Genomic DNA, 26,326 nt, shown 5'->3' with positions numbered 1-26,326 from the left:
CTTTTTACTTTATACCGCAAAACTCCCGCGAGGGGGAGGAGTCCATACATCTCCTGCGTCGCTTATTTTAGCCAACAATAATTTGCCCATTAACAGGGCGTTAGCAGTTTAAACATTGTAGGTAATATGATTCCGAGTAAAAAAATATCTCAAACTGTTTTAGAGTTTGGGAAAGGTATAATCGCAGGATTACCTTTGAATTATACTAAAGAAGAATTTGAGGCAACAATGAAAATAGTTGTAACTGCTTGGAATGCGGTTGCCATGGATTCTTGGGGAAATGGAACAAAATTCGAATCAGAGTTGTTGTCTCTTATGGAGACATCCCCTAAAAACGTAAAATTAGAAATGAAGCGCCTAATTAAGCGTAAGAAAACCAAGTTTGCAAATGATCCAAGAGCTGTTGGAGATTTTTGGGTTAGAGAAAGTAGCGGAGAAATTACTTTTGGTTGTGAAGCTCGTTTAAATGTAGAAAACGCTCCAGCAAGCAATACGGAACATTAGTGTAATCAACTGCTAACAAGCCACTCAAGTGGGACTAAAAACAGTTGGCTACTTTCGCTCCGCTCAATATTATAGCCAACAATTTTTAGTCCCCTAGTAAGGCGTTATATTTTCTAGAACGCGGAGTTAACATCTATACTTTTATGTAATATTCTCACGATAAATATTTGACTGTTTTTATACTCTTTGTAATAGATAGCATGACTAGCTTGTGGGTATTTGCTGTAACCTTCTCTTATATAATCACAGTTAATACCTAGCTCGGGATCATTAGCTAATAAATGGAACGTTTTATCTAATACTTTTAAGTAATCATTCCGTTGAGCTAGTCCCCAAGTTATTTGGGTATATTTAGCTATTTTAATTAAGTCTGTTTTGGCTTTCGAAGATAATACAAACTTATTCATTAATGGTTATCTTTATCTAATTCAGTCAATAAGCTTTCATAGCTGTACTCGGCAACGCCGCTTTGTTCGCCTTGGATTAACATATTACGTAAATTTAAAAGCTTAGCTTCTTGATCTTCTAAGGCTCTTAATCCAGCTCTAACGATTTCACTTGCTGAGCCATAACGACCAGAGTTAAGTTGTTGGTTTATAAACTGATCAAAATGATCACCTAGTGTAACGCTTGTATTTTTAGCCATGATGTAAAACCTCATAAGTACCTATATATAATATATTATGGTACAAAAAATATTACAAGTCACTCAAAAGGACAAATAACAGTAGTACCAACTTCGATAAGCATGGAATTAATTTCATTGATTCTCAAGAGCTTTGGGCTGATCCTGATTTACTTCAAGTAAAAGCTAAATCCGAAGGAGAACAACGCTACTTAGTAATCGGAACTATTGCTGGTAAATTCAGGTCTGCTGTTATTACATATCGTGATGACACTATTAGAATTATCTCAGTTAGACGCTCACGTAAAGTGGAGGTATCAATATATGAAAGCTGAACAATTCGATCAAAAATTCGATGCTAACGAAGACGATATACTTGATGATTTAGATTTATCAACAATATCTCGTCCCAATCAAACACAGAAAAGAGTGAATGATGATTTTACATCTTGGGTAATTGACTCTCTTGATAAAGAAGCAAGTCGTGTTGGAACAACACGTCAATCTATTATAAAAGTTTGGTTAGTCGAAAGATTGGAGCAACAAGCTGCTAACAAGCAAATCAACTAGGGCTAAAAAATTGGTTTTGTATTGTTTTTTAATGAGGTGAAAATTTTTTCGGCAACTGATGCGCAATTGCGCAATACGCTGGCTGTAACTATTTTTTAAAACAACACAGCGCAGTTGTAAATATAATAACTCAGTGGTTAAGTATCTTATTAATTCTTGAATTTAGGATTAAAACACTCATCTTCATCTAACACTGTCGCTATGGCATTGACCAAATTTGTTAATTGTTTGGCGTTAATAATAAGCGGTGGAATAATATAAATTAACTTACCAAAAGGTCGTATCCAAACACCTAATTCCACAAAACGTTTTTGAATATTTGCTACATTAACCGTTTGTTTACACTCTACAGCACCAATAGTGCCTAACACCCGTACATCTTCAACACGGGCGTTATTTGCTAATGGCAATAATAACGAGGTTAATGTATTTTCAATTTTTTTAACTTGGCTTTGCCAATTGTTTTCAATGAGTAAATCAATACTGGCATTGGCTACAGCACAGGCGAGGGCGTTGCCCATAAATGTCGGGCCGTGCATAAAACAGCCTGCTTCACCATCGCTAATAGTTTTTGCAATATGGTTCGAACACAAAGTGGCAGCAAGTGTGATATAGCCACCGGTTAAGGTTTTACCTAAGCACATAATATCAGGGCTTATATCTGCCCATTCACAGGCAAATAGTTTTCCAGTTCTACCAAAACCTGTGGCAATTTCATCAACAATCATTAATACGTCATATTGATCACATAATTCGCGACAGGCTTTTAAATACTCGGGGTGATAAAAGCGCATACCACCAGTGCCTTGTACAATAGGCTCAATAATAAAAGCGGCTATCTCGTTATGATGATCAGCAAACAACTTGGCTAATTCTACCATTTCATCATTTGACCAAGTCTCACCAAACTTAATACGTGGTGCTGGAGCAAAATAATGCTGCATTAGGACTTGATCAAAAATTTGATGCATACCCGTAACCGGATCACATACCGACATGGCGGCAAAAGTATCGCCGTGATAGCCATTTTTAACGGTTAATAACTTGGTTTTAGTTAATTTCATTTGTTTTTTTGCGGCTACAGCATGTTGATATTGCAGTGCCATTTTCATAGCGACTTCAACACTTACTGAGCCAGAATCAGACAAAAATACCTTGTCTAAACCTTTTGGTGTTAAGCGTATTAACTTTTCACATAAGGTGATTGCACTTTGATGCGTTAGACCGCCAAACATAACATGTGACATTTTAGCGGCTTGATCTTGCAGTGCTTTATTTAAAACAGGGTGATTGTAGCCATGTAAAACAGACCACCAGGAAGACATACCATCAATGAGTTGCTCACCACTGGCTAGATTGATCATAACGCCATTTGCGCTTTCAACTAAATAACTAGGTAATGGCTCTGACATCGATGTATAAGGGTGCCAGACGTTTTCTTTATCAAACTGTAGCAATGTGTTTTGTTCATAATTTGTTAGGGTTGTTTGTTTATTGCTCATTTGTTAACTAAAAATCTCTTTAATCGTTGACATCATGGTAGGTAAGGCTAGACTACCCGTTAAGTAAACTAGATGCAATTGGGTTTTATGTGTAAACATAGCTCAATAGCCAAACTATTATAAGAAGAGCCACAAAACATGTCACAAGCACAGTCAGCCAATTCTATCGCTCGCCACAACTGGACTTTAAAAGAAGTAAATGAATTATTTGCTATGCCTTTTAATGATCTAATGTTTAAAGCACAAACTGTTCACCGTGAAAACTTTAATCCAAACGAAGTACAAGTAAGTACCTTGCTTTCGATTAAAACCGGTGCTTGCCCTGAAGACTGTAAGTACTGCTCGCAAAGTGCGCGTAACAAAACAGATTTAGAAAAAGAAAGTTTATTAGCCGTTGAAAAAGTTTTAGAAGCCGCACAACGTGCAAAAGAGATGGGCTCAACCCGTTTTTGTATGGGCGCAGCTTGGCGTAATCCTAAAGAGCGCGACATGCCATACGTACTTGATATGGTAAAAAGTGTAAAAGCGCTTGGTATGGAAACGTGTATGACACTGGGTATGTTATCAGGTGATCAAGCAGATCAATTAAATGACGCGGGTTTAGATTACTACAACCATAACTTAGATACATCGCCTGAACATTATAATCAAATTATCACTACCCGTACTTATCAAGACAGACTTGATACACTAACAAATGTTCGCAGTGCAGGTATGAAAGTATGTAGTGGCGGTATTGTTGGTTTAGGTGAAAAAGCAGTAGATCGCGCATCATTACTAATTCAATTATCAAATCTAAGCCCACAACCTGAAAGTGTGCCAATTAACATGTTAGTTAAAGTGGAAGGAACGCCTTTAGCAGACGTTGATGATTTAGACAGCTTTGATTTTATTCGTTGTATTGCGGTTGCTCGTATTATGATGCCGCAAAGTCATGTGCGTTTATCAGCAGGTCGTACCGCAATGAACGAGCAGATGCAAGCCATGTGTTTCCTTGCCGGAGCTAACTCAATCTTTTATGGTTGTAAGTTATTAACCACTGAAAACCCAGAAACTAATCAAGATATTGCGTTGTTTGAAAAGTTAGGTATCAATACTGAAACTGTTGTTGGTGATACTGAGCTATCAGACAAGATATTAAAAACCGCGATTGTTGATCAACAAAATAGCGACTTATTCTACAACGCTTCGGTTTAAATATAACGGACAACGTAGCTGCAAGCTTATAAAGGTATCTTTAAAAAGGTAGCTTTATTCGCTAAGTCAGAAACTTACGCTTAGAAGATTTTAAAGTATGGCTTTCGATTTTATTCGCTCCGACATTGCAGAGCAAAAAAATAAGTCACGTTATCGACAATTGATTTGCGCTCAAACCGGAAATTATGCCGTAAAGAGCGTAATTAATGATAATGAGAATAATAAAATTGTTATCAATGGTAAGTCTTATCTCAATTTTTCTTCTAATGACTATCTAGGATTAAATAATCATCCTGAGATAAACAAAGCATTGCAGCAAGGCGCTGACAGGTTTGGAACTTGTGCAAGTAGCTCAAGCTTAGTCACTGGTTATCATTATGCCCATCAAGCGCTTGAAGCTGAAATCTGTCAATGGCTCAATAAGCCCAAGTGTTTACTTTTTTCAAGTGGTTTTGGCGCCAACCTAGCCATTTTTAATGCGTTAGGTAAAAACTCAGATAGTCACTTTTTTCTTGATAAACTCAGTCACGCGTCTATGATTGATGGAGCTTATCAAAGTAAAGCAACCGTTAAACGTTTTAGTCATAATAATATTGAACACTTATCTAGCTTATTAACTAACGCCAAAATTTCACCGAACAAACTTATCGCCTCAGAAGGTGTTTTTAGTATGGACGGTTGCCAAGCTAATGTGAGTGATTTAGCGCAGGTTGCAAAAGTAGAAAAATCTTGGCTTTATCTTGATGACGCACACAGTATTGGCGTTATTGGTAACCAAGGTGAGGGCAGTAATAGCATTGCTAATATTGATATTACTATGGCGACCTTCGGTAAAGCACTTGCAACAAGTGGCGCTTTTTTAGCATGTGATGAAAATTTACATGAGTATCTAGTTAATTTTTCGCGACATTATATTTATTCTACAGCAATTTCTCCTGCGCTTGCTTGGGCGACAAAAACAAGTATTTTACTGGCTCAAAAAGAGCAATGGCGACGAGAAAAAATTAAAGAATTGAGCGCGTTATTTATTGATTTATTAGATGACTCCATTGAGGTAATACCAACTCAATCTTCGATTCATGCCATTATTATTGGTGATGAAGAAAAAGCATTAGCGGTAAGTGATTTACTCAAAAAACAGGGCATTTGGTTAACTGCAATACGTCCACCAACAGTTGCAGTTAATAGCTCAAGGTTACGCGTTACAATATGTGCTAATCATAATACACAAGATATCAAATACTTAGCAGAATGCATTAATAAGGCTATCGTATAATGCCCCATTCAGAACAAGAAAAAACCAACAGAATAAAAATTGCTAAAAGCTTTGGCTCTGCCAGTAAATCTTACGATGTTTCGGCAAGACTACAGCGATATTCGGGTAAACATTTGATGACTTGGTTGCCGAATCGTCATGATCTTACCGTGTTAGATTTAGGCTCAGGAACAGGCTTTTTTACCGACTTATTAGCGGGTACTTATAAGCAAGTTATTGGCTTAGATATTTCAATTGAAATGCTAAAATTCGCTAAAGAAAACCGTAAAGAAAGTATTTTATGGGTTGAAGGTGATGCGCATAAAATTCCACTACAAGATAATAGTATTGATTTCATTTATTCAAATTTAGTGATCCAATGGTTCGAGCCTCTGGATGAAGCTATCACTGAAATGATGCGGGTTTTAAAACCAGGCGGCTTACTTATATTTACTACCCTAGTTGATGGAACATTACACGAGCTTAAATCTTCTTGGGCACAAGTAGATGAAGATCAGCATGTGATAGATTTTAAAACGGTTAATGAATTAAACGCTTTATTTAATAATGATAAAAGCACTATCATTGAACAAAAATGCCAAGATATTATTCTCGAATATCAAAATGTCATTCATTTAGCACGTGAACTTAAAGGTTTGGGGGCTAATCATTTAGCAGAAAAGAAAAACCGTGGTCTTTCTGGTAAAGACAAATGGTTTAAAATGACCGAGCATTATAAAGATTTTTTAGAGCCTGACGGAATTTATCCTGCAACTTACCGATTATTTTCAGGGTTAGTGGTTAAGCTAAATCACTAACCTCTTAAGTAATTACTAAATCAAGTTTAAAGAAAATTTTTTAGATATCTATTAACTCGTTAACCCGCGATTATCTATCAATTGTATTACTACTTTAAAAATCTAATATCACTTCAAAAAATAATTAAGAGCCTGTAATGAAAGAATTATTTATTACCGCCACAGATACTGATGCGGGCAAAACCTTTGTTAGTTGTGCGCTTATTTATGCATTATCCCAGCAAGTTAATTCATTAACAAAGCGACAATGTAAAGTTGCTGCATTCAAACCTGTTTCCGCAGGTTGCGAGTTAGTTAAAGAGCAATTGATAAATGAAGATGCAAAATTACTGAGTGAGTTTGCAAATTGCGGGCAAAGTATTCAAAACATTAATCCAATTGCCTTTGAAGAAGCTATTGCGCCACATATTGCCGCGAAAAAACACAACAAAAAAATAACTATTACTGAAATAAGTAAGTATTACCAATCAGTAAAAGCAGCAGCAAAAAGCGTTGATGTTGATTATATTTTGACAGAAGGCGCAGGTGGTTGGCGTTTACCGCTAGGAAGTTCAAGCCAAGAGAGCAAAAGTGATTCAAGCAATTATCAATTTCTGTCTGATTTTGCTATCGCTGAACAACATCAGGTTATACTAATTGTAAACATGAAATTAGGTTGTTTAAACCACGCGCTATTAACCTTTGAAACAATTAAAGCAGATGGGCTAACTTGTATTGGCTGGGTTGCTAATTGCGCCAGCGAAATTTCAATGAGTAATCTTAATGAAAATATTGATGAACTTGAGCAGTTACTTCCTATACCGAAAATTGCCCAGTTCAATTTTATTGCTGATGTTGATGAGCAGGGTAACAAAATATCTTTTATAGATAAAATTAAACAAGTCGCTAGCAAAATAAACTTAGCGCCTATAGTTTCCTAACTTTACTCTGTATACCTTATTTAATATTTAATCCTCATATTTCACTAAGTCCAATACTAAATTTTCACCCCGAAAGATTAATTGATCCAACCAATAGCTATATAAAAATACTTGTCTTGATCATAGATGGAAAAGTAGGGATCAACCTGAGACTTAGTTAAAATGTCTATCGGTGAAAAGGGCAATATTCGTTAACGATGTAAGTAGCATGTTTGCTTTACATTCTATGAATTATAAAATTAAATCATAGAATGTATGTGAATAATAAGTTGCTGCGTTGCAGCCAATCTTATGTAATTACACTCCAGTATCTAACTATTTTATTTATACTTCTAGTTAATCTCTTCTTGAACTTGAATATTTATCCTTATTAAATTTTGATCAATTTTTTAATTAAGTGATATTACTACTTTGCTAACTCTGCAAAACAGGCACTGGCAATAAAACCTGAACGGGTTTTATATTCTCCTGATTTACTTACTTTCTCATCAATCTGGCTAATCAATAACTCAGGTAATGTCACATTTATTTTATGACTTTTCCCTAAGTAGGGCGTTATATCGATGCTTACAATTGCCCAAAAAGCCTGTGAAAACGTGTAAGGATTTTCTTGCATGTAACTTTTTCTATGCAGTTCTAAGCTGTTTGCGTTAGGCACTTTTTCACCATATTCAGCCAAAATAGCAAGATGAGACTTTATCGATTCTGTTATTTCCTCTAACCCTAAATCAATCGTTTTAGTGGTAATTCCACAGCCAGGTAAGTCGGGAACTGACACCTGATAATTGTCTTTTTTTTCATCAAATATAAACATAATTGCGTACTTCATTTTTAACTCCTAACAGCACTAAAAATACACTTAAACAGCATTAAAAGCAGTATAACCCCAATAACCCTGCAGTGCAACATATAAATAACCCCAATAACCCCTAAAGAAAATACGTTCGTAACTCTGGTAACTCTGTATCATTATGTGCGAATAACCCTAGTAACTCCGGTGTCTTTATGTAGGTAACTGTTTACTTCGGTTTATAGATACTATTAATCTAAATTTTTTTTCTGTGGTTTATTTACTGTTTATTATTTTCGTAAAATTAATGCTTAATAATAAAAATAACTGTTGGTTTACAAGTGATCCTATAAAAGGGATCTAAGAGTTATCATTTGTGTGGATCATGTAGAATTTGATCTCTATAATGAAAAGACAAATACAAAATAATTTAGTTAATAACTGTCAAAAATAAGACCTAGAAAAGTAGATTAAGCGCTTAATAAATGAACATTATATGTTTTGAAAAATGCAATAAATAACGCTCAAGACGGCCTTTGTTTTCACTATAAATTAGCGACATTTACTTTTGCTTTAGGCAACTGATTTAACTATTTATGAGGCTATTCATAAGGACTAATATGAAAGAACTTTTACACGGTAATCCAGAGTTATTAATCACGGTAGTTGGCATTGGCGGATGTGGTTGCAATACGGTAAATATGCTGCATGAAAATAACTTATCTGGGCAAGTAAATTTAATTGCGGTGAATACAGATCTTGCCGCGCTAAACAGTATTAATGTAGAGAAAAAGATCCTTATCGGAGAGAACCTAACTAATGGTTATGGTGCTGGTGCTGATCCTGATATAGGTTTTCAAGCCGCGCAAGAAAGTGAGGAATTATTGCGAAATGCTATTATGGATAGTGATATTGTTATTATTACGGCAGGCTTTGGTGGCGGTACTGGTACTGGCGCAAGTCCGTTAGTTGCTAAAATTTGTCGTGAATTAAAAATTAACTGTTTGGCAATTGTTACTTTGCCTTTTGAGTCAGAAGGACAAAAGCGTTTAGATTATGCTTTACAAGGCATCGACGACATAAAAGAGCCTATTCATGCTTACATTACTTTATCAAATGATTTGTTATTGAAAGGCTTAGGTGAAAGTGTTGGCTTATTCTCTGCGTTTAACCAAAGTAATGAGGTACTTAAAAACTTACTTATTGCTTTGGTACAAATGTTAAATGAAACAGGTTACGTTAACGTTGATAAAAATGACTTCTCAACCATTTTGTCTTATGAAGGTGAGTCTATATTAGGGGTAGGAAAAGCGAATTCAGAAGAAGAAGCATTCGACGCTCTAGATCAAGCTCTTAATAATCCGCTGGTTTCTATTGCTAATATTGATACAGCTAAAGGTATTATATTCCAGTTGTTTTGTAAGTCAGAGCCTAAACTTTCTACTTATAATGGCTTAATAGACCATATCCGCACAAAAATAACTAATCGCTCAGTACTTATCGTACCAGGCGTTACGTTAGATCCGAACTTAACATCTGAAATTGAAATATTGATTATTGGCTCGGGGATAACTAGCGAAAAAACAGTTACAAAACCGATAATAGATATTGAACAGACACCATTAATGCCAATACCAGAGTCTGAACACAGTGAGGGCCAAACTAAACTACATGAAAACCAGCACGGAGTTGTCGCCAATTCATATGCTCCAGAGCATGATTATATAGATGATGAGCTGAGTTTTATTAATCAAGGTGAGTCATTAACCGATATACCTGCAATTACGCGAAAATTAATGGCTATTAATCGACTGTAATTGTTAACTTATTTTAACGTTTTTTCATCGTGATTTCGCTCATTACATTTTATTTTCTGGTACCTGCGGTCAAATAATGTGATCCTATAATTTATTGAAACGTATATTTATTGCAACGAATAATATTCTAGTATCCATTAACGCTTAATTTTACGAGTAACAAAATGATAAAAAACATGAGAACATCAATTAAATTATTATGTAGTTTAGCAAGTGTTGTTGGCTTTTCAGTGCTAGCAACTGATCTTAAAGTAGGCGACGAAGCGCCTAACTTTAACTTACAAGCCACTAACGGCGATTACTATCAATTGAGTGATTACAAAAATAAGCAAGCAGTTGTACTTGCCTGGTATCCTATGGCAAACACTCGAGGCTGTACCATTGAATGCAAATCATTGACAGAAGATGGCCATTTAATACGTGAGTATGATGTTAGTTACTTTATGGCAAGTGTTGATCCGCTTGATGATAATCGTGACTTTGCCGAAAAAACTGGCGCTGACTTTCCAATGTTAAGTGATCCGAGTAAAGAGGCTGCTAAAGCCTATGATGTGCTTAATATGGTAAGCGTTGCTAGTCGTGTGACTTTTTATATTTCAAAAGAAGGCAAAATCATAAAAATTGATGAGGATGTTTCTCCTAAAACAGCAGCCCAAGATATGGCTGATACTTTAGGTACTTTAAACGTCGCTCAAAAAACAAAATAAACTTGAAATCAAGTTAACGTAATGTGTAAATATGGCTAAACCCAACAAAAAAGGTCCAAACAAAACAATAGATATTTTCTGCAAAAATTGTAATTTTTTACTATTTAAATATAGAAAAGGTGGCAAGGGCGCTTTAGTAAAATGTTTTAAAGAAAGAATTAGCCAAGACTTTACGCTAATCTCTTGTACTTGCCCGCAATGTGATAAAGCATTCGTGAGAGATTGTTTAGTTAGAGGTACGCCAGCGTTTAAGTTTATTGGTGGTAAGGTTTGGTATAAGTAACCTGAAATAGTATTTACAGGTTACTTGATAATTATTTATCTCGAGCTCGGGATATTTACTTTTATTGATTTGGTGTTAGCTTATTCTTTAATGCTGGATTTTTTGGCTGACATTAGGCAATTTTACTGACAATAAAGTAGCAATAGCTAAAAAGGCAGAAGATATCCAAAGACAAGCGGCTAATCCGTGTTCTTGATAAACCCAACCAGACAACAAAGTGCCTATTAACCTTCCCATAGCATTAGCCATATAGTAAAAGCCAACATCCATCGACACACCATCTTTCCCTGCATAACTGACAATCAGATAGCTATGCAGTGATGAGTTTACGGCAAACACAGCACCAAAAATTAACAAACCAATAATGATTGATATTTGAATATGAAAATCATAATGCAGGGCGAGGGCAATTGCAGCAGGAATTAGCGTAAGGTAACTTGCCCACATAAATGCGGCTTTACCCGAAGGTACCATGCCTTTACTTTTACCTGTAAACATTGGCGCAATAGATTGCACTATGCCATAACCGATAACCCAAGTTGCCATAAAAGTGCCCACCCACCAATGATCCCAATCAAAGGTAACCGCTAAATAAACAGGTAGTGCGACTACAAACCATACGTCACGCGCGCCAAATAGAAACATTCTTGCCGCTGAAAGAGTATTAATTGCAGGGCTTTTAGAAAATATCTCGGTAAATTTGGGCTTATAACTGGCTTTGCCTAAATCAGCTTTTAACATAATTAAGCTAAAAATCCACACTAAGGCTAATAACGACGCCATTAGTATTACCGCACCTTTAAACTCAAATAAAGTGAGGAGTAGGCCCCCGAGAAAGAAACCAACACCTTTTAAAGCATTTTTAGAGCCAGTTAATATAGCAACCCATTTATATAGGGTTGCTTCACCGTCTTTTGCTTCTTGTGGCACTAATAACTTAATCGAGCTTTTAGCGCTCATTTTATTTAAGTCTTTGGCAATACCTGATAATGCTTGAGCAATCATCACATATACAACGGTAAGCATTTCTGCAGGTACTGCTAGCATAGCTAAAGCGATAATCTGCATGCCTAGACCAATGTTCATGGTTTTATTTAAACCGAGCCTTGCGCCTAACCAGCCACCAACAAGATTAGTAATTACGCCAAACACTTCATAAAACAAAAACAACATGGCAATATTTAAAGGGCTGTAACCTAGCTGATGAAAATACAGCACAACTAGCATGCGTAGTGCGCCATCAGTTAAAGTAAACGCCCAATAATTACCGGTAATCACCAAGTATTGTTTAACTTGAGGTGATAAAGCTTTTAGTGAAGAGATAGACATGATTATTCCTGCTTACTTTTTATCAGCCAAACCAACTTTTAATGCAAGCTCGGCTGTACGGTTTGCGTAGCCCCATTCGTTGTCATACCACACGTATAATTTCACTTGCGTATCGTTAACTACCATAGTTGAAAGCGCATCAATGATGCTTGAACGCGGATCACCTTTATAATCAACAGAAACAAGTGGACGTACTTCAAAACCTAAAATACCACTAAGTTCATTCTCTGCCGCGTCTTTTAGCAATTGGTTAACTTCTTCAACGCTAGTATTTCTTTCAACTTCAAAAACACAATCAGTAATTGAAGCATTAGTTAATGGCACCCGAATAGCATGACCATTTAGCTTTCCTTTTAGTTCAGGAAAAATATGAGTGATGGCAGTTGCCGAGCCCGTTGTTGTTGGTATTAAACTAGTACCACATGAACGTGCGCGGCGTAAGTCTTTATGCGGAGCATCAATAATGGTTTGGGTGTTAGTAATGTTATGAATAGTGGTAATTGAACCGTGCTTAATACCAATTTTTTCATGAATAACTTTAACTACAGGCGCTATACAGTTAGTGGTACATGAGGCGGCAGTAACAATAGAGTGAATGTCTTGGTCATACAAATCATCATTAACTCCCATTACTACGTTTAACACGCCGTCTTCTTTAACAGGGGCTGTTACAACAACGCGTTTAACACCTTGCTCTAAGTAAGCTTGTAATAATGCTTTGGTTTTAATTTTACCTGACGCTTCAATAACTACATCACATTTTGACCAATCGGTATCTTGAGTCGCTACATTTTGTGTGCAACGGATGGTTTTGCCGTTTATTAGCATAACTTCGCCATCGGTAGTCTTTTCACTGGTTGCTTCGTGTTTCCATTTGCCTTGTACAGAATCAAAGTTAATTAGGTGCGTAAGTGTTGCCGCATCACCAGCGGGATCGTTAATGTGAACAATTTCTACATCATCCCAATCAAATGCTGCGCGCATTGATAAACGTCCCATACGACCAAAGCCGTTAATACCTATTTTAATTGTCATGTTATTCCTTAATTTATGCTTAAAATGTAACTGTTATGTAAATATAAAAATTAAATATGTGCGATTCGTAATAAAAAAATTAGTTAAACCAGTGTTTGGTTTTATTAATAAAGTAAACCAGTGACAGCATCACAGGTACTTCAACCAGTACGCCAACCACTGTTGCTAACGCCGCACCTGAATGTAAGCCAAACAGTGATATAGCAACTGCTACGGCTAATTCAAAAAAGTTAGAGGTACCAATTAAACAGGCTGGGCCTGCAATGTTATGCGGTAACTTCATTAATTTTGCTGCGATAAAAGCGATTAAGAATATACCGTAAGTTTGAATCATTAACGGAATAGCAATTAGACCAATAGTTAATGGGTCTTCAACAATGGTATTTGCTTGAAAACCAAATAATAAAATGACCGTTGCTAATAAACCTACAACTGACCAGGGTTTCATAGCCGCTAAAAAGTATTCAAGAGATTTTCCGTTATTATTGTTGGCAGAGTTGTTTAGCTTCTTACGGGTGATAATGCCTGCGGTTAAGGGCAGTAATACATAAAGTACAACAGAAATAAGTAAGGTTTCCCAAGGTACTTGAATATCGCTTACGCCTAGCAATAGTGCAGAAATGGGCGCAAAAGCAAATATCATGATCACATCATTCACAGACACTTGTACTAAGGTGTAATTTGGATCGCCTTTAGTTAGCTGCGACCAAATAAATACCATGGCGGTGCAGGGCGCAACCCCCAGTAAAATCATACCCGCAATGTATTCTTGTGCTGAGGCGGGGTCAACCAAGTCGGCAAATAGTCCATTGAAAAACAACCAACCTAAGCCCGCCATGGTAAATGGTTTAATTAACCAGTTAATGACAATGGTTAATACTAATCCTTTCGGGTTTTTACCCACATCTTTGATGGCAGAAAAATCAATTTGTACCATCATTGGATAAATCATCACCCAAATAAATACCGCCACTACGATATTTACGTGTGCTATTTCAAAGTTGGCAATAGTTTGAAATACTTCAGGTTGCCATAAACCTAATACGACCCCAATGATAATACTAAGCCCGACCCATACTGATAAATAACGCTCAAAAACACCCACAGATATGTCCTTTTATTTATTGTTTGTTGGAAAATTTGTTATCTATATATACAAAAAAGAATGATGTACTTGATACTTTTTACTTGCAAAAGCTGCTTCTTTCAGGCCTGTTTTTCATGTAATTTAATCGCATTAACTCTTCGCTTATAAGCGAAATATTATTTTCTGTTGTTTGCGCAATAATAGATTTAGCCCACAAAGGTAAATCAGGATTAATACGGTAAAACACCCATTGGCCGTGCTTTCTATCAATGATAACGCGTGCTCTTTTTAGTACGGAAAGGTTACGCGATACTTTTGGTTGGCAGTCTTCATCTAAAGATTCCATCAATTCGCATACACAAAGCTCGCCGTGATAATGAGCTAGCATTAATGTTTTTAGGCGAATTTGATCTGTTAAACATTTAAAGAAATCAGTAGGAATAAAATCAATTAAATTATCATCATTACTGTCAAATACTTTAAGCTCGCTCTCGTTTTCTTGAGATTTATTTACCGAAGCTGTACTGCTGTTTTCTTGATCTAATGGCGGGGTGGTTTTATGGCGTAATGCTTTATCTTCAACCAGAAGAAACATTGAAAGTCGGTTATTTAGTTCATTAAGAGTGACAGAAAAAGGGTTACTTCCTGCACGGTCTTTTGGATCAGGAAAATCCCAAGCTAATTGCTTTTTCGCGTTAGGGTAGTCTCTGCATTCTGTGTTTGCTTTGTCACAAAGGGTAATAACGTAATCAAAATGTTGTCCGGTAAAAGTCGAAACATCTTTAGAAATTAAGTCTGACGAATTTAACCCAAATTTGCTTAAGGCTTCAATTGCTCGATCGTCTACTTGCTCAGGGAGAGTTCCAGCGCTATGTACTTCAAATTTATTACCGGCCTTATGTTTAAGTAAGGCTTCGGCCATTTGTGATCTTGCCGAATTACCAGTACATAAGAATAAGACTTTTGACTTTAATTGTGTTGATTTTTTCATAGGACATCTTAAAAAGTAAATATAAATAACATTATATATATGAAATATCATATATTCAAATTTATTTACCCATAATTTCTTATAAAAATTTGTTCAATACATTTAGTATAAAAGTTTCAGGTAGCCCAATTAGTAAGTAAATTTAGATATTTAACTTTTAAAATAATTAAAGTTGTACAAATACACACATTTACAGTACATCTTTAAGCAATTGAACAATCTGTATTGGCATATTATGAGGGAACGTTAAACGAGAGGAATTTTATTCGTGGATATTAACCAAGCAAGAATCAAAGCAAACTGTAATCACGTAACTAGCGTTAGTTTAGACCATAAAGCGTTTGTGCCTCTTATTCATATAAAACGAAGTGACGTATTGTATGCGAGTGAAATACGAGTCATGTTGTCAAGCAGGCGATCAATTCGTACACAGGCTTTCTTAACAACTTATGCAATTAAAATTAAAATACTTAATCCAAGCTAAGGTTACTTAACTCATTTAACTCATTTAACTCATTTAAATCACTTAAGTCGAGCTAACTATAAATGGTGCTGATGTAGTTAATAATACTTGAATTCAAGATATAATATCGTTAAATAAATTTTAAAAATTAACGGAGGGCAATTTGGCTCTTGCTAACATAAAGCTAAATATTTTGGTCGAGCAGGTAACTTTGGGGCCAAACCAGTTTAAAAGCGCAATTATTTACAAAGCTCGCGGTAGGTTTAAAGGGTATTCTTGGTACTTTCAAGCAAATGCTTCTTCATGGTTATTGGAAATAGCAGAAGATATGTCGATTGAACCTAGGGAGTTACCACTAGTTGGCTATGCTTGTGGTGGTTGGTTATTTGAAACTAATGAAAAAATAAATTTCTCGGCTGATGAACATGAGTTAATAGTTGAGCTACCATTAAAATTAGCTTTTGTTTTTAACTTGTTTTTTGAGAATAAGCTTAATTATTTACCCGCAGTTAGCTGCCCTTGTAGTGAATAATATTAGCGTGAGTAAAGTTAGGGGAAATAGCTAAACACTGATTATTTACGCTAAAATAAGCTGAAACCAACCAAAAACTGCTTTTTTACTGTAAAATATATCACTCTTCAAACTTATTAATTTTGCTTGTCTGCTCTTATTTGAGCCAATTATCGGAAAATCAATTTATGCGCGTCGCCGTCTCTCAGTTTGCTAGCTCTGCAAATACCCAACAAAATTTAGCAAATTGTTTACGCATTATAGCAAAAACAGCCGAATGTAAGCCCGATATCATTGTATTGCCTGAATATTGTAATACGCTATTTTGTCATTTTAAACCATCTTACATCGATCATAACCATGCATGGCAACAAGCTTTGTCTATAGAGGGTGAATTTCTACAAGCTATTGCTGAGCAAGCGTTGGTACATAACTGTTATATAGTTATTAATATTAGTTTAAAGCGTGATCTTAGCCGCAACATAACTGTTAGCATGGCTGAATCAAATGCTAAATCAAACATTACGGTAACCTCTTGTTTATTCTCTCCACTGGGGAAACTAATTCATCAGCAAGACAAGCAAACCTTATCCGGCTTTGAGCAAAAGTATTTTATTACAGGTAGTGAAGCGGCTCAGGTTATTCCAATACTACAGTCCCATAAAAAGAACACTCAATTAGGTTTATTATCGGGCCAGCAAAGCATGAACTTTCATCCTGCTCGAACATTAGCGTTAGCTGGTGCACAACTTATTTGTAATTCATACAATACTTTTACGATAGATCAAAGTCAGTTACACGACATAGCGATTGCCAGTGAAAATAACATTTTTATCGCCACGGCTAATAAAGTAGGCTCATTAATGAATGAAGAAGCTTTAGCTACTAATTTGTCTGGTGAAAATATTGAAGAATTTCTGATAGGCTCAGGGCAAAGCCAAATAATATCACCACAAGGACTTGTATTAGCAAAGTTAGGAGGTACTGAAGAGGGGTTTACTTTTGCGGATATTGACTTGACTGATAATGAAGCAAAATCGATAGTTGGTATCAATACTAAATATCGCCCTGATGGCACATCAATTGTTAACCAGCGCCGTCCTGAGCTTTACTCTGTTCAAGCAGCGGTTGATGGCGCATCTACAAAAGCAAACCTTCAGCAAAGTCAGTGCTTAAATCAAGAGAGTTATGATAAAGCCTCACGGGTTCCTACTACAGCGAATGTAGCTATATTTGCAACTTATAAACCCAATGAAGAAGCTATTAATGATGTTTGTCATTATATTGAAAATAACCTTTCAGACATTATTCAATTGCCTGAGTTATTTTTCGTTACTGATAAAGCATTAACTCAAGACTCGGCGCAAAGAGCAGAAATAGCACGTTTGTGTCAGCAATTAATCAGCCAAGTGAGTGCGGTGCTTAGGCCGTTTCAGTATCTATGTACCAGTGTCATTATCAATGATACTCACCAAGCCATTATTATAAGCGAGCAGGGGGTGTTTGCCTCACAGCAACAACTTCACTTTTGTCAGCGTTACCAATGGACTGCACTTGGCGATAAACTTAATTTAATAGCACTGCCTTTAGAGCAAGGTACTATAAATGTTGCCATGTTAACCGCTGATGATGCCAATATAGCGGAATTAGTGAGTGTGGCAGCAATAAATAACGCACATTTATTACTTGTCCCTTTTGATATTCAAGAATCTATCGAGGTTGAGTTCAGTTTACCCGCCCGAGCTACTGAAAATAAAGTGTGTATTGTTGCGGCAAGTAGGGAAAAAAGTTTTGCTAATTCAGTTTCCGTTATTAATGCAGCTAACGATAAAAATAATATTTATAGTAAAAATAAACTGAAAGAGATTAAATCGACCGGTTTGATTATTAATTTAACAGTAGAGTCAGCGGTATCAAGACCTAATGTAAGCAAGGCGAGTACTTTATTACCGCAATGGCGTAGTCGAAAGTTTAACGGCTATTTAAATGAGCCATTAGTTAAGCACCAGTTTGGTAAAATAACTAAAGCGATTGTGCACCCCGTGGCGGCAATAAAAAACTAATTTAGTGACTAAATAAAATACAATAAAAGCTCTTTAATGGTCTTTTTATAAGCATATAGAAATTTATTTAATAAATATGTCATTTAGGTCTTTACAAACAGCGCCCCAGTATTTAGAATTCGCGCACTTTTGAGGAACAGCAACATTGTTTCTTACTAGTTTCAGGTGAGATGGCTGAGTGGTCGAAAGCACCGGTCTTGAAAACCGGCAAGGGTTTGTAGCCCTTCTAGAGTTCAAATCTCTATCTCACCGCCACATTTAGAGAAACCCGTTAATTCGCAAGAGTTAACGGATTTTTTGCTTTTCAATGTAAATGAATCGGGTTTGTAGCGTTAAACCTATCCAAGAGTTTAAATCTCCATTTCACCGCCACATTTAGAAAAGCCCGTTAATTCGAAAGAATTAACGGTTTTTTTGCTTTTATGATCCATGGAAGAATTGGGTTTGCAGCGCTAAACCTATGCAAGAGTTCAAATTTTTATCTCACAGCCACATTCTAAGAAACCGCAACTTTAACAAGTCGCGGTTTTTTTTCGTTTTGATTTTGGCCAACCCAATGGGTTTGTAGTACTAAACCTATTCAAGAGTTCAAATCTCTATCTTACCGTCACATTTAGAAAAGCCCGTTAATTCAAAAGAATTAACGGGTTTTTTGCTTTTATGATCCATGGAAGAATTGGGTTTGCAGCGCTAAACCTATGCAAGAGTTCAAATTTTTTATCTCACCGCCACAGTTTGATTTAATACTTCCTTATAATATAAGTATTAAATCAAATATTCTTAATAAAAGTTTATTAGTCTGTTATAGCTCTATAAACATTAACCATAACAGCGTAGGATCAATCTACTTTAGATATAAACTAGGTTTGCACTTCGTGCTCCAATACACAAATTATGCAGTTAACCGCAAAACCATCGAAAATTAATGCGTTACTTATTTCTATTTGCACCCCAGATTTTAAAGGCAATGAAGCAACGGAATCTCTGGCTGAACTAGCACGGTTAGTTACTACTCTAGGCTTTAAAGTGGTAGGTACACAATCACAAAGACAAAGTTCAACCAAAAGAGTTAATGTCTTAGGGATAGGGAAGTTAGCAGAAATAGCCCACCTTACGGGTAATCAAGGTGTCGTTGATGAAGATATTGAAGCTGAAAATTACGCTGAATCACTCAATGAAGCTTTAATGGATGAAGCATCATTTTCTGAAGTGCCATCAGATAACCTATCTTTTGCTTGTGCTGATGTGGTGGTATTTGACTGCGATTTAAGTCCGTCGCAATTACGCAATGTTGAAAACCAGTTAGGGGTTGAGGTATTTGACCGCACCGGCATTATCATTGAAATATTTAGTCGCCATGCCCGAACTAAAACCGCTAAATTACAAGTTGAAATTGCTCGTCTAAATTATGTAGCACCGCGCCTTAGAGAATCTTCTAGTGGTGATAAAGAACGTCAGATGGGTAAGGGCGCAGGTGAAACTACTTTAGAGTTAAACCGTCGTAAAGTTCGCGATCAATTGGCTGAACTTAAACGCGAGTTAGTGAGTGTTCAAAATGAAATGCAAGGGAGACGCAGTCAACGGTCAGAATTATTTTGTGTTGCGTTGGTGGGTTATACCAATGCGGGTAAATCTTCAATGATGCGAGCGATAACAGGTAGTGATGTGGAGAGTGAAAACAAACTTTTTGCTACTCTTGATACGACGGTTAGAGCGCTTTATCCAGCCACTCAACCACGCATATTAGTATCAGATACGGTTGGATTTATTAAAAAACTACCACACGATTTAGTAGCTTCCTTTCATTCTACATTGGCTGAAGCCCATGATGCTGCGTTATTATTATATGTTGTTGATGCTTCAGATCCATCTTTTCGAACCCAACTTAATGTTGTTCATCAAGTACTTGGAGAAGTAGGTGTTGAAAATAGTAAAAAATTACTGGTATTAAATAAATCAGATCAGCTCAGTGCTGAGCAACAACAAAGTCTAACAACAGAATTTCCTGATGCTATGATGATGTCAGCGCGAGAGCCACTTGATATTGTTAAGCTGCATCAATATATTAAGGATGTAGCACAAAACGAAATGATTGAAGAAGAGCTAATTATTCCCTACACAGCTAAAGGTATAATGGGAGAAATTAGATCTACAATGAGCGTTACTAAAGAAGAATATGAATATGATCATATAAAACTGACGGTACGCTCAAATGCAATTGAATTGGCACGTTTAAAGAAGAAAATGAGTTAATCACTATAAACTTTCAAAAAAGTTAAAAATGATAACTCTACCAATGAAGCAGTTTTCACGTTCAAAACAAAAAGCGGAGACATTATGATTCATTCAAGTTTAGTAAAACATTCATCTTTTATTAATGGACAATGGCTTTCATCAGAAGACACATTTGATGTAATTAATCCTTATAACCAAGAGCTAGTGGCAAAGCTTGCCAACGCTAATGTTGTTGATACCGAAAACGCAGTCACAGCTGCCAAACAGGCATTAAAAGCATGGTCTGCGTTATCTGCCGATGACCGTTCAATCATTTTGCGTAAATGGTTTGATTTGATCATGGCTAATCAAGATGAACTGGCAACGATTTTAACGTTAGAGCAAGGAAAACCTTTAGCCGAAGCAAAAGGTGAAATAGCTTACGGTGCTTCATTTATTGAATGGTTTGCTGAAGAAGGCAAACGCGTTTATGGTGACACCATCCAAGCGCCAAGTGCTGATAAACGTATTGTTGTAATTAAACAGCCCGTTGGTGTTGTTGCAGCAATAACGCCATGGAACTTTCCTAATGCAATGATTGCTCGAAAAGCGGCAGCAGCATTAGCGGCAGGTTGTACCTTTGTTATTAAGCCTGCGACCTTAACACCTTTATCAGCTTTGGCGTTAGCAGAGCTATCAATTCAAGCAGGTATACCGCCAGGTGTTTTTAACGTGGTGGTAGGTAATGACTCTAAAACGCTCGGCAAGGTATTAACAACTCATAAAGATGTTGCCAAGTTTACTTTTACAGGCTCTACAGCAGTAGGAAAAACACTACTTAAACAATGTACTTCAACCGTTAAAAAGGTTTCTATGGAGTTGGGTGGTAATGCGCCTTTTATTGTTTTTGACGATGCAGATATTGATGCAGCGGTAAAGTCGGCCATAAGCTCTAAATTTCGAAATGCGGGACAAACTTGTGTTTGTACAAATCGAATTTTAGTGCAAGAGAGTATTTTAGAAGAATTTACCAACAAGTTTGTAAGTGCCGTTAAATCACTACAGTTAGGCAATGGTCTTGATGACAATATTAGTATTGGCCCAATGATTACTAAAGAGGCGACCTGTACGGTTACACAGCTAGTAGAGGATTCGATTAAAGCCGGGGCTGAGCTGTTAACGGGTGGTAATTCTGATCTGGGTGAAAATTTTTATCAACCAACCGTATTATCGGGTGTTACTAATACTATGCCTATTGCCACGAATGAAGTGTTTGGTCCAATTGCACCAATTATCAGTTTTAATACGGAGCAACAGGCGATTGATATGGCTAACGATACAGACTATGGTCTAGCGGCATATTTTTATGCACGAGATATTGGTCGAGTCTGGCGCGTAGCTGAAGCGTTACAATTTGGTATGGTAGGGATTAACGATAGTGCTATTTCAAATGCAGCCGCGCCTTTTGGTGGCATAAAGCAATCTGGCAGTGGTCGTGAAGGCTCTAAATATGGTCTTGATGATTATTTGGAAATTAAGTATTTGAGTATGGGCGGTATTTAAATCTTGAACAACGAGTAATTTATAGTTAACAACCAATATAAGAGCATAGGGATAGAATAGGTTGTAGCATTTTGCTTATCCCCAGGTAGCTTAAAATATAATTGAAATATAAATAAATGTTTAAAATTAAACACTATTTAAGCTCATATCTGACATTTTTTATGATGGCACTAATTTTTATCTAAAAAAAATGATATGATTCGTGTAATTATTCAACAGAGCAAAAAAAAATAAGGCGAAAAGAAGTAATGCTAATTAAATTAACACAAGACATAAAATGTGGTCCTGAGACTTGTTCAGCAGGTGAAGAATTTGAAGCGGTATTAATATTACCTCGTTCAACAACCGTTGAGTTTGTTACCGAGTCAGGCAGAAAGGTTAGAGCATTTAACTACGAATATACCAAAGTAGAAGTTGAAGCTTAAATAGCCCAGTAAATACGTAAAATATAAATAGTTTAATAACTATAACCATGCGGGTTAATTTAGTACCTTATCATTGAACAATTGGTATTCATTAACCCGTTTGTGATCTACTTTCATAACAAAGCAGTTAACTACCATAGTTAACCTGAGTTCAGGATAAGCAAAGTACTACAACAGCCTTATTTATCCATATTCTTTCGTTATAAAAACTCCCAACAATTCGTTATTGGCTTCGTTTTCTCGCCTTAAACTACGAATAACTATTGTAAATTCGTTAGTGCAAATAGTTGATATTGTTATACTTTAAATTTTATTATCCCGAACCCAGGTTAGTTAATCGGTATTTTTTCACTGGAAATATAAATATTGAAAAGAAAACCCTTTAATCCTCGAACATCTTGCTCTCATTTCCCGAACCTAATATAATACGATTTTTTGTAACTACGCATTAAATAACACTTTTGCTAATAAACTGTTAATTTATTGTGTACCGTCATTAAGTAGAACAATAAATCGATGTTGGTTAGATTATTAAGCTCAAACAAGACAAGTAAATTACTTTGCCGCTTGCTTTGATCTCCGCAACATTAGAAAAAGCCCGTTATTACAATAACGGGCTTTTCGTTTTTATAAAATTGTAAAATAATTTTTGTAACATAGTTACAGTATGGTATTTAAGCAAATAAATTAAAGAATGGATCAAAGTTCAATGCGTGTATGTGTTCAAGTTCAAAGTGCGTTATTAAGCGCAACGCAGAATTTGATTATGTATACCATTTCAAATGATTTATTTATTATTTCAATTGGTATTATTAAAATAATTAAGGATTTGTGCTGTTTATTTAGCACATAAATAAGCAACATGAATAAAGTGGATTTTAGTAAAAACCTAAAGCAGGTACCAGTAAGTAAACGAATTGCTTTAGCGGTATCAGTTTCAACAAGCTTGTTATTACCGACTTTGATATCTAGCCAGGTTGCTGCACAATCATCTTCTATATCAAGTAATTCAACAACTGAACTTACCTCTACCACTTTAGCAAGTAATACTACTCAATCTCCCGCTGATACTGCCGATAATCTAAAAGATGTCTATAGAGAGCATGCCACTAATACACGTTGGGAAAATTTAAACCCAGGACCTGATTTTTATAATTCACCTTATCAAATTTCACTTTTTGATCCTAAAAATGGTGAAGATAGCGCAAGGGTTTGGTCACAAACCAAAGCTATATTTGGTTATGGTTTCGGTGTTATCGGTATTATTGCGTTATTACCTGAAGATATTTCTAATTGGGATTCGGAGCAAAGCCTCGGTAGTAAATGGTCAGAAAATGTAACCGATGGCCCAGTATGGGACAGAGACACAGGTGCATTAAACTTACTTGGTCACCCTTATTTTGGCGGCGCATATTACCAAGTTGCGCGTAAATCAGGTTATCGACAATGGGATGCTTTTATTTATTCTACGTTAATGTCTACATTTTACTGGGAATATGGTATTGAGGCGTTTGCGGAAGTCCCTTCTGTACAAGATTTAGTTATTACGCCAGTACTGGGTTGGGCTTACGGTGAATGGGCTTTTAATACAGAAATGGCGCTTAAAAAGAGTGGTGGTGAAATTTGGGGGTCAAGCATGCTTGGTAATACCGCCTTTTTCTTTCTCGATCCCGCCGATTACATGAGTGCTGGAATTAATAATATTTTTGGTAAAGAAATTATTATTGCCGGTACTGGCTATGTAGGTATTAAAGACATTCCTTACGGCAGTGAGGGTAAAACAGATAATCAAATTAGCTATAACGTAAAATTTCAATTAGGTGATGGCGGTAATATTGCTAGTAATAAACCGAAAAGAGCTTATAGAAAATCAGATCCTGTTGATACCGGAATTATTGGCTTAAGTTATGGTATAGGCAGTGCTCAGTTAGATAATACTTGGGGTGTTGATGGCGGCCAAACTAAAGAATACAGCTTGGGATTATACTTTACGCCAAGTTTTTCAAGTAGGGTAAGTTATAGCAAAGGCGTGTTTCTCAATGAAACCAGTAACAACAAAGAAACTTATGAAAACTATAGTTTAGACAGCCAATATTATTTTAATAGTAAAGGTGATTTACGACCTTACTTAACCGCAGGTTTTGGTGATGTTTTGTGGATGAAAGAAGATGATACCGCTAAGTTCGCAGTTAACGCTGGAGGCGGGGGCCATTATAAACTGAATAATAACTTTGCGTTACAGCTAGACTGGCGCTTTTACTTCACTCCTAGTGAGGATACAGTCGATAACAATGCAACTTTGCGCTTGATATATTTCTTAGGTAAGGGTCAGCGATAACGGTTTTAGGTTTTTAACTTATAAAATCCCCCATGAAGTTATAATTAATTATGTTTTAATGAATTATAACTTCATGGGGGATTCAGTTTAGCTTTTTATTATTTTCGATTAGCGCTTTCTATCTGAAATTATTTACAATGGATTTCTATTACTTTGGCTAAACGGTCAATCGCTTCGCTAAGCTCATCAATATTTGCATTAGTAAAGTTTAAACGCAGGGCTGGTTTAACATTTTCTCGTTCTTGATAAAAAACAGAACTAGGTACAACAGCAACACCGTGCTCAAGTGCAGTTTGAGCTAATGCATTGACATCACAATCAGGCAATGAAAGCCAAATAAACATCCCACCGTTAACCTCATTAACTTCACAACTTGCCGGTAGCTTTAAAGCAATGTTATCAAGTAATGCTTTATATCTTTCGCTGTAAAGACCACGCAATACTTCAAGGTGCTGTTCAAAGCCATCATGCTGTAATAAGTTTAATAATACCGCTTGCATTGGTATACTTGAATGTAGATCAGCCGCTTGTTTTACTTTGTTAAGTGGCGCTATCCAATCACTTCTACCTGTCACTAAACCCAGTCTAATACCTGGCGTAGCAATTTTAGAAAAAGAACGTAACACTAAGGAGTTCTCAGGGCAAAAGCTTGAAACAAGTGGTAAAAACTCACCTTTAAAGCGTAATTCACGGTAAGGCACATCTTCAATAAAAGCAACATTGTATTGCTGGCACAATTGCGCAACTTTTTTACGAACGTCAATAGACCAACATACACCTGTAGGGTTATGAAAATCAGGTACGGCATAAAACAAGGTAATATCTTTAGTCGCAAAGCAGCTTTCTAGCTCTTCTAAATCGGGGCCATCAGCACGTTGAGAAATACTTTCTATATTGGCTTGAGCAAGACCAAATACTTGTATTGCGCCTAAATAACTAGGAGCTTCCATTACAATACTGTCACCAGGGTTAATAAACGATCGGGCAATAAGATCTAAACCTTGTTGTGAGCCGGTACAAATAATACTGCTGTGTGAAGCTGGTAATTGATAATAGTTACTAAAATGCTCAAGTAAAGGCGTATAACCCGCGGTATTACCATATTGAAACAACTGAGGTTGATTAGGTAAATCAATTAATGATTTAGCCATTAATGCTAATGGGAACGTTTTTGCATCAGGCAAACCACCGGCTAATGAAATAACACCAGGAGCACACGCAGCACTTAATATTTCTCGGATATATGATGGTTGAATTTCTTGTAAAGATTTAGCTAATTTCATGGTAATACATTCGCACATTTTTGATGGGGAAAGATT

25 protein-coding genes and 1 tRNA gene are annotated in these 26,326 nt (G+C 36.2%); 17 read left to right on the top strand and 9 right to left on the bottom strand.

What is annotated here, in order from left to right; translation table 11 throughout:
• The first annotated feature begins 126 nt into the window (after positions 1-126).
• On the top strand, positions 127-504 hold the full coding sequence (locus tag CWS31_RS03965) for a hypothetical protein (RefSeq protein ID WP_101344396.1): 378 nt from the start codon (positions 127-129) through the stop codon (positions 502-504).
• Between the two features lie 113 nt (positions 505-617).
• Here the strand turns inward: CWS31_RS03965 and CWS31_RS03960 are convergent, their stop codons facing one another.
• Together CWS31_RS03960 and CWS31_RS03955 are read right to left on the bottom strand one after the other, a co-directional pair.
• Positions 618-911, bottom strand: a complete 294-nt coding sequence (locus tag CWS31_RS03960; RefSeq protein ID WP_101344397.1) for a type II toxin-antitoxin system RelE/ParE family toxin — start codon at positions 909-911, stop codon at positions 618-620.
• A complete protein-coding gene (locus tag CWS31_RS03955; protein WP_101344398.1) occupies positions 911-1,150 on the bottom strand; it encodes a type II toxin-antitoxin system ParD family antitoxin in 240 nt (79 codons plus the stop codon). Before CWS31_RS03955 ends, CWS31_RS03960 begins: the two co-directional genes overlap by 1 nt.
• Before the next feature lie 23 nt (positions 1,151-1,173).
• Between CWS31_RS03955 and CWS31_RS03950 the strand changes: the two genes are divergently transcribed.
• Together CWS31_RS03950 and brnA are read left to right on the top strand one after the other, a co-directional pair.
• Complete coding sequence (locus tag CWS31_RS03950; protein WP_342780217.1) at positions 1,174-1,464, top strand: BrnT family toxin; 291 nt, start codon at positions 1,174-1,176, stop codon at positions 1,462-1,464.
• Positions 1,454-1,699: a type II toxin-antitoxin system BrnA family antitoxin gene (gene brnA / locus CWS31_RS03945; protein ID WP_101344399.1), complete on the top strand. Its 246-nt coding sequence runs from the start codon at positions 1,454-1,456 to the stop codon at positions 1,697-1,699. Before CWS31_RS03950 ends, brnA begins: the two co-directional genes overlap by 11 nt.
• A gap of 149 nt (positions 1,700-1,848) precedes the next feature.
• On the opposite strand, the gene bioA is transcribed toward brnA, so the two are convergent.
• The gene (gene bioA, locus CWS31_RS03940) at positions 1,849-3,201 is read right to left on the bottom strand and encodes an adenosylmethionine--8-amino-7-oxononanoate transaminase (protein ID WP_101344400.1); all 1,353 of its coding nucleotides are present in this window, start codon (positions 3,199-3,201) and stop codon (positions 1,849-1,851) included.
• Between the two features lie 138 nt (positions 3,202-3,339).
• Between bioA and bioB the strand changes: the two genes are divergently transcribed.
• The 4 genes from bioB to bioD all read left to right on the top strand — a co-directional run bounded on the left by bioB (position 3,340) and on the right by bioD (position 7,391).
• Positions 3,340-4,398 carry a biotin synthase BioB gene (gene bioB, locus CWS31_RS03935; protein WP_101344401.1) on the top strand — a complete coding sequence of 353 codons (1,059 nt, stop codon included), beginning with the start codon at positions 3,340-3,342 and terminating at the stop codon, positions 4,396-4,398.
• Positions 4,399-4,495: 97 nt separating this feature from the next.
• Positions 4,496-5,674, top strand: a complete 1,179-nt coding sequence (locus tag CWS31_RS03930; RefSeq protein WP_101344402.1) for an aminotransferase class I/II-fold pyridoxal phosphate-dependent enzyme — start codon at positions 4,496-4,498, stop codon at positions 5,672-5,674.
• The gene (gene bioC / locus CWS31_RS03925) at positions 5,674-6,471 is read left to right on the top strand and encodes a malonyl-ACP O-methyltransferase BioC (protein ID WP_101344403.1); all 798 of its coding nucleotides are present in this window, start codon (positions 5,674-5,676) and stop codon (positions 6,469-6,471) included. Before CWS31_RS03930 ends, bioC begins: the two co-directional genes overlap by 1 nt.
• 137 nt (positions 6,472-6,608) lie before the next feature.
• Positions 6,609-7,391 carry a dethiobiotin synthase gene (gene bioD, locus CWS31_RS03920; protein WP_101344404.1) on the top strand — a complete coding sequence of 261 codons (783 nt, stop codon included), beginning with the start codon at positions 6,609-6,611 and terminating at the stop codon, positions 7,389-7,391.
• A 406-nt stretch (positions 7,392-7,797) separates the two neighbouring features.
• On the opposite strand, the gene CWS31_RS03915 is transcribed toward bioD, so the two are convergent.
• Complete coding sequence (locus tag CWS31_RS03915; protein WP_101344405.1) at positions 7,798-8,220, bottom strand: type II toxin-antitoxin system HicB family antitoxin; 423 nt, start codon at positions 8,218-8,220, stop codon at positions 7,798-7,800.
• A 581-nt stretch (positions 8,221-8,801) separates the two neighbouring features.
• Here CWS31_RS03915 and CWS31_RS03910 point away from each other — a divergent pair.
• From CWS31_RS03910 to CWS31_RS03900, 3 genes are all read left to right on the top strand, one after another.
• On the top strand, positions 8,802-9,998 hold the full coding sequence (locus CWS31_RS03910) for a cell division protein FtsZ (RefSeq protein WP_101344406.1): 1,197 nt from the start codon (positions 8,802-8,804) through the stop codon (positions 9,996-9,998).
• Between the two features lie 176 nt (positions 9,999-10,174).
• The gene (locus tag CWS31_RS03905; RefSeq protein WP_246143335.1) at positions 10,175-10,705 is read left to right on the top strand and encodes a peroxiredoxin family protein; all 531 of its coding nucleotides are present in this window, start codon (positions 10,175-10,177) and stop codon (positions 10,703-10,705) included.
• A 31-nt stretch (positions 10,706-10,736) separates the two neighbouring features.
• Positions 10,737-10,988: a hypothetical protein gene (locus CWS31_RS03900; RefSeq protein WP_101344408.1), complete on the top strand. Its 252-nt coding sequence runs from the start codon at positions 10,737-10,739 to the stop codon at positions 10,986-10,988.
• Between the two features lie 87 nt (positions 10,989-11,075).
• Here the strand turns inward: CWS31_RS03900 and arsJ are convergent, their stop codons facing one another.
• From arsJ to CWS31_RS03880, 4 genes are all read right to left on the bottom strand, one after another.
• Positions 11,076-12,317, bottom strand: coding sequence for an organoarsenical effux MFS transporter ArsJ (gene arsJ / locus CWS31_RS03895; protein WP_101344409.1), 1,242 nt, complete (start codon positions 12,315-12,317; stop codon positions 11,076-11,078).
• 12 nt (positions 12,318-12,329) lie between these two features.
• Positions 12,330-13,352 carry an ArsJ-associated glyceraldehyde-3-phosphate dehydrogenase gene (locus tag CWS31_RS03890; protein WP_101344410.1) on the bottom strand — a complete coding sequence of 341 codons (1,023 nt, stop codon included), beginning with the start codon at positions 13,350-13,352 and terminating at the stop codon, positions 12,330-12,332.
• Positions 13,353-13,431: 79 nt separating this feature from the next.
• Positions 13,432-14,457, bottom strand: coding sequence for an ACR3 family arsenite efflux transporter (gene arsB / locus CWS31_RS03885; protein WP_101344411.1), 1,026 nt, complete (start codon positions 14,455-14,457; stop codon positions 13,432-13,434).
• Positions 14,458-14,536: 79 nt separating this feature from the next.
• Positions 14,537-15,430 (bottom strand): metalloregulator ArsR/SmtB family transcription factor, encoded by an 894-nt coding sequence (locus CWS31_RS03880; protein WP_101344412.1) that lies wholly within the window; start codon positions 15,428-15,430, stop codon positions 14,537-14,539.
• Between the two features lie 626 nt (positions 15,431-16,056).
• Here CWS31_RS03880 and CWS31_RS03870 point away from each other — a divergent pair.
• The 7 genes from CWS31_RS03870 (at position 16,057) to CWS31_RS03845 (ending at position 25,007) form a co-directional block, all read left to right on the top strand.
• Positions 16,057-16,425 (top strand): hypothetical protein, encoded by a 369-nt coding sequence (locus CWS31_RS03870; protein WP_101344414.1) that lies wholly within the window; start codon positions 16,057-16,059, stop codon positions 16,423-16,425.
• Between the two features lie 167 nt (positions 16,426-16,592).
• Positions 16,593-18,467, top strand: coding sequence for a carbon-nitrogen hydrolase family protein (locus CWS31_RS03865; RefSeq protein ID WP_101344415.1), 1,875 nt, complete (start codon positions 16,593-16,595; stop codon positions 18,465-18,467).
• Between the two features lie 164 nt (positions 18,468-18,631).
• Positions 18,632-18,722: transfer RNA gene (locus tag CWS31_RS03860), tRNA-Ser, on the top strand.
• A 639-nt stretch (positions 18,723-19,361) separates the two neighbouring features.
• Complete coding sequence (hflX, locus tag CWS31_RS03855) at positions 19,362-20,720, top strand: GTPase HflX (protein WP_101344416.1); 1,359 nt, start codon at positions 19,362-19,364, stop codon at positions 20,718-20,720.
• Between the two features lie 84 nt (positions 20,721-20,804).
• Positions 20,805-22,244 carry an NAD-dependent succinate-semialdehyde dehydrogenase gene (locus CWS31_RS03850; RefSeq protein WP_101344417.1) on the top strand — a complete coding sequence of 480 codons (1,440 nt, stop codon included), beginning with the start codon at positions 20,805-20,807 and terminating at the stop codon, positions 22,242-22,244.
• A 248-nt stretch (positions 22,245-22,492) separates the two neighbouring features.
• The gene (locus tag CWS31_RS17530; protein ID WP_170252756.1) at positions 22,493-22,669 is read left to right on the top strand and encodes a hypothetical protein; all 177 of its coding nucleotides are present in this window, start codon (positions 22,493-22,495) and stop codon (positions 22,667-22,669) included.
• 862 nt (positions 22,670-23,531) lie between these two features.
• Entirely contained in the window at positions 23,532-25,007 is a 1,476-nt protein-coding gene (locus CWS31_RS03845) for a DUF3943 domain-containing protein (RefSeq protein WP_101344418.1), read from the top strand.
• Between the two features lie 128 nt (positions 25,008-25,135).
• On the opposite strand, the gene CWS31_RS03840 is transcribed toward CWS31_RS03845, so the two are convergent.
• Positions 25,136-26,290, bottom strand: coding sequence for an aminotransferase-like domain-containing protein (locus CWS31_RS03840; protein WP_101344419.1), 1,155 nt, complete (start codon positions 26,288-26,290; stop codon positions 25,136-25,138).
• Between the last annotated feature and the right edge of the window lie 36 nt (positions 26,291-26,326).

This window comes from Colwellia echini (genome assembly GCF_002843355.2).
In the GTDB taxonomy this organism is placed as follows: domain Bacteria; phylum Pseudomonadota; class Gammaproteobacteria; order Enterobacterales; family Alteromonadaceae; genus Colwellia; species Colwellia echini.
The sequence above is the reverse complement of the archived record's forward strand: the minus strand, read 5'-3'. Positions and strand labels throughout refer to the sequence as shown.

Coding starts and splice junctions, on each gene's coding strand:
- CWS31_RS03960 (WP_101344397.1), bottom strand. CDS start 911: ATGAATAAGTTTGTATTATCTTCGAAAGCCAAAACAGACTTAATTAAA.
- brnA (WP_101344399.1), top strand. CDS start 1,454: ATGAAAGCTGAACAATTCGATCAAAAATTCGATGCTAACGAAGACGAT.
- bioD (WP_101344404.1), top strand. CDS start 6,609: ATGAAAGAATTATTTATTACCGCCACAGATACTGATGCGGGCAAAACC.
- arsJ (WP_101344409.1), bottom strand. CDS start 12,317: ATGTCTATCTCTTCACTAAAAGCTTTATCACCTCAAGTTAAACAATAC.
- CWS31_RS17530 (WP_170252756.1), top strand. CDS start 22,493: ATGCTAATTAAATTAACACAAGACATAAAATGTGGTCCTGAGACTTGT.
- CWS31_RS03850 (WP_101344417.1), top strand. CDS start 20,805: ATGATTCATTCAAGTTTAGTAAAACATTCATCTTTTATTAATGGACAA.
- CWS31_RS03910 (WP_101344406.1), top strand. CDS start 8,802: ATGAAAGAACTTTTACACGGTAATCCAGAGTTATTAATCACGGTAGTT.
- CWS31_RS03840 (WP_101344419.1), bottom strand. CDS start 26,290: ATGAAATTAGCTAAATCTTTACAAGAAATTCAACCATCATATATCCGA.
- CWS31_RS03915 (WP_101344405.1), bottom strand. CDS start 8,220: ATGAAGTACGCAATTATGTTTATATTTGATGAAAAAAAAGACAATTAT.
- bioB (WP_101344401.1), top strand. CDS start 3,340: ATGTCACAAGCACAGTCAGCCAATTCTATCGCTCGCCACAACTGGACT.
- CWS31_RS03865 (WP_101344415.1), top strand. CDS start 16,593: ATGCGCGTCGCCGTCTCTCAGTTTGCTAGCTCTGCAAATACCCAACAA.
- CWS31_RS03890 (WP_101344410.1), bottom strand. CDS start 13,352: ATGACAATTAAAATAGGTATTAACGGCTTTGGTCGTATGGGACGTTTA.
- CWS31_RS03845 (WP_101344418.1), top strand. CDS start 23,532: ATGAATAAAGTGGATTTTAGTAAAAACCTAAAGCAGGTACCAGTAAGT.
- CWS31_RS03930 (WP_101344402.1), top strand. CDS start 4,496: ATGGCTTTCGATTTTATTCGCTCCGACATTGCAGAGCAAAAAAATAAG.
- bioA (WP_101344400.1), bottom strand. CDS start 3,201: ATGAGCAATAAACAAACAACCCTAACAAATTATGAACAAAACACATTG.
- CWS31_RS03965 (WP_101344396.1), top strand. CDS start 127: ATGATTCCGAGTAAAAAAATATCTCAAACTGTTTTAGAGTTTGGGAAA.
- CWS31_RS03955 (WP_101344398.1), bottom strand. CDS start 1,150: ATGGCTAAAAATACAAGCGTTACACTAGGTGATCATTTTGATCAGTTT.
- CWS31_RS03900 (WP_101344408.1), top strand. CDS start 10,737: ATGGCTAAACCCAACAAAAAAGGTCCAAACAAAACAATAGATATTTTC.
- CWS31_RS03880 (WP_101344412.1), bottom strand. CDS start 15,430: ATGAAAAAATCAACACAATTAAAGTCAAAAGTCTTATTCTTATGTACT.
- hflX (WP_101344416.1), top strand. CDS start 19,362: ATGCAGTTAACCGCAAAACCATCGAAAATTAATGCGTTACTTATTTCT.
- bioC (WP_101344403.1), top strand. CDS start 5,674: ATGCCCCATTCAGAACAAGAAAAAACCAACAGAATAAAAATTGCTAAA.
- CWS31_RS03905 (WP_246143335.1), top strand. CDS start 10,175: ATGAGAACATCAATTAAATTATTATGTAGTTTAGCAAGTGTTGTTGGC.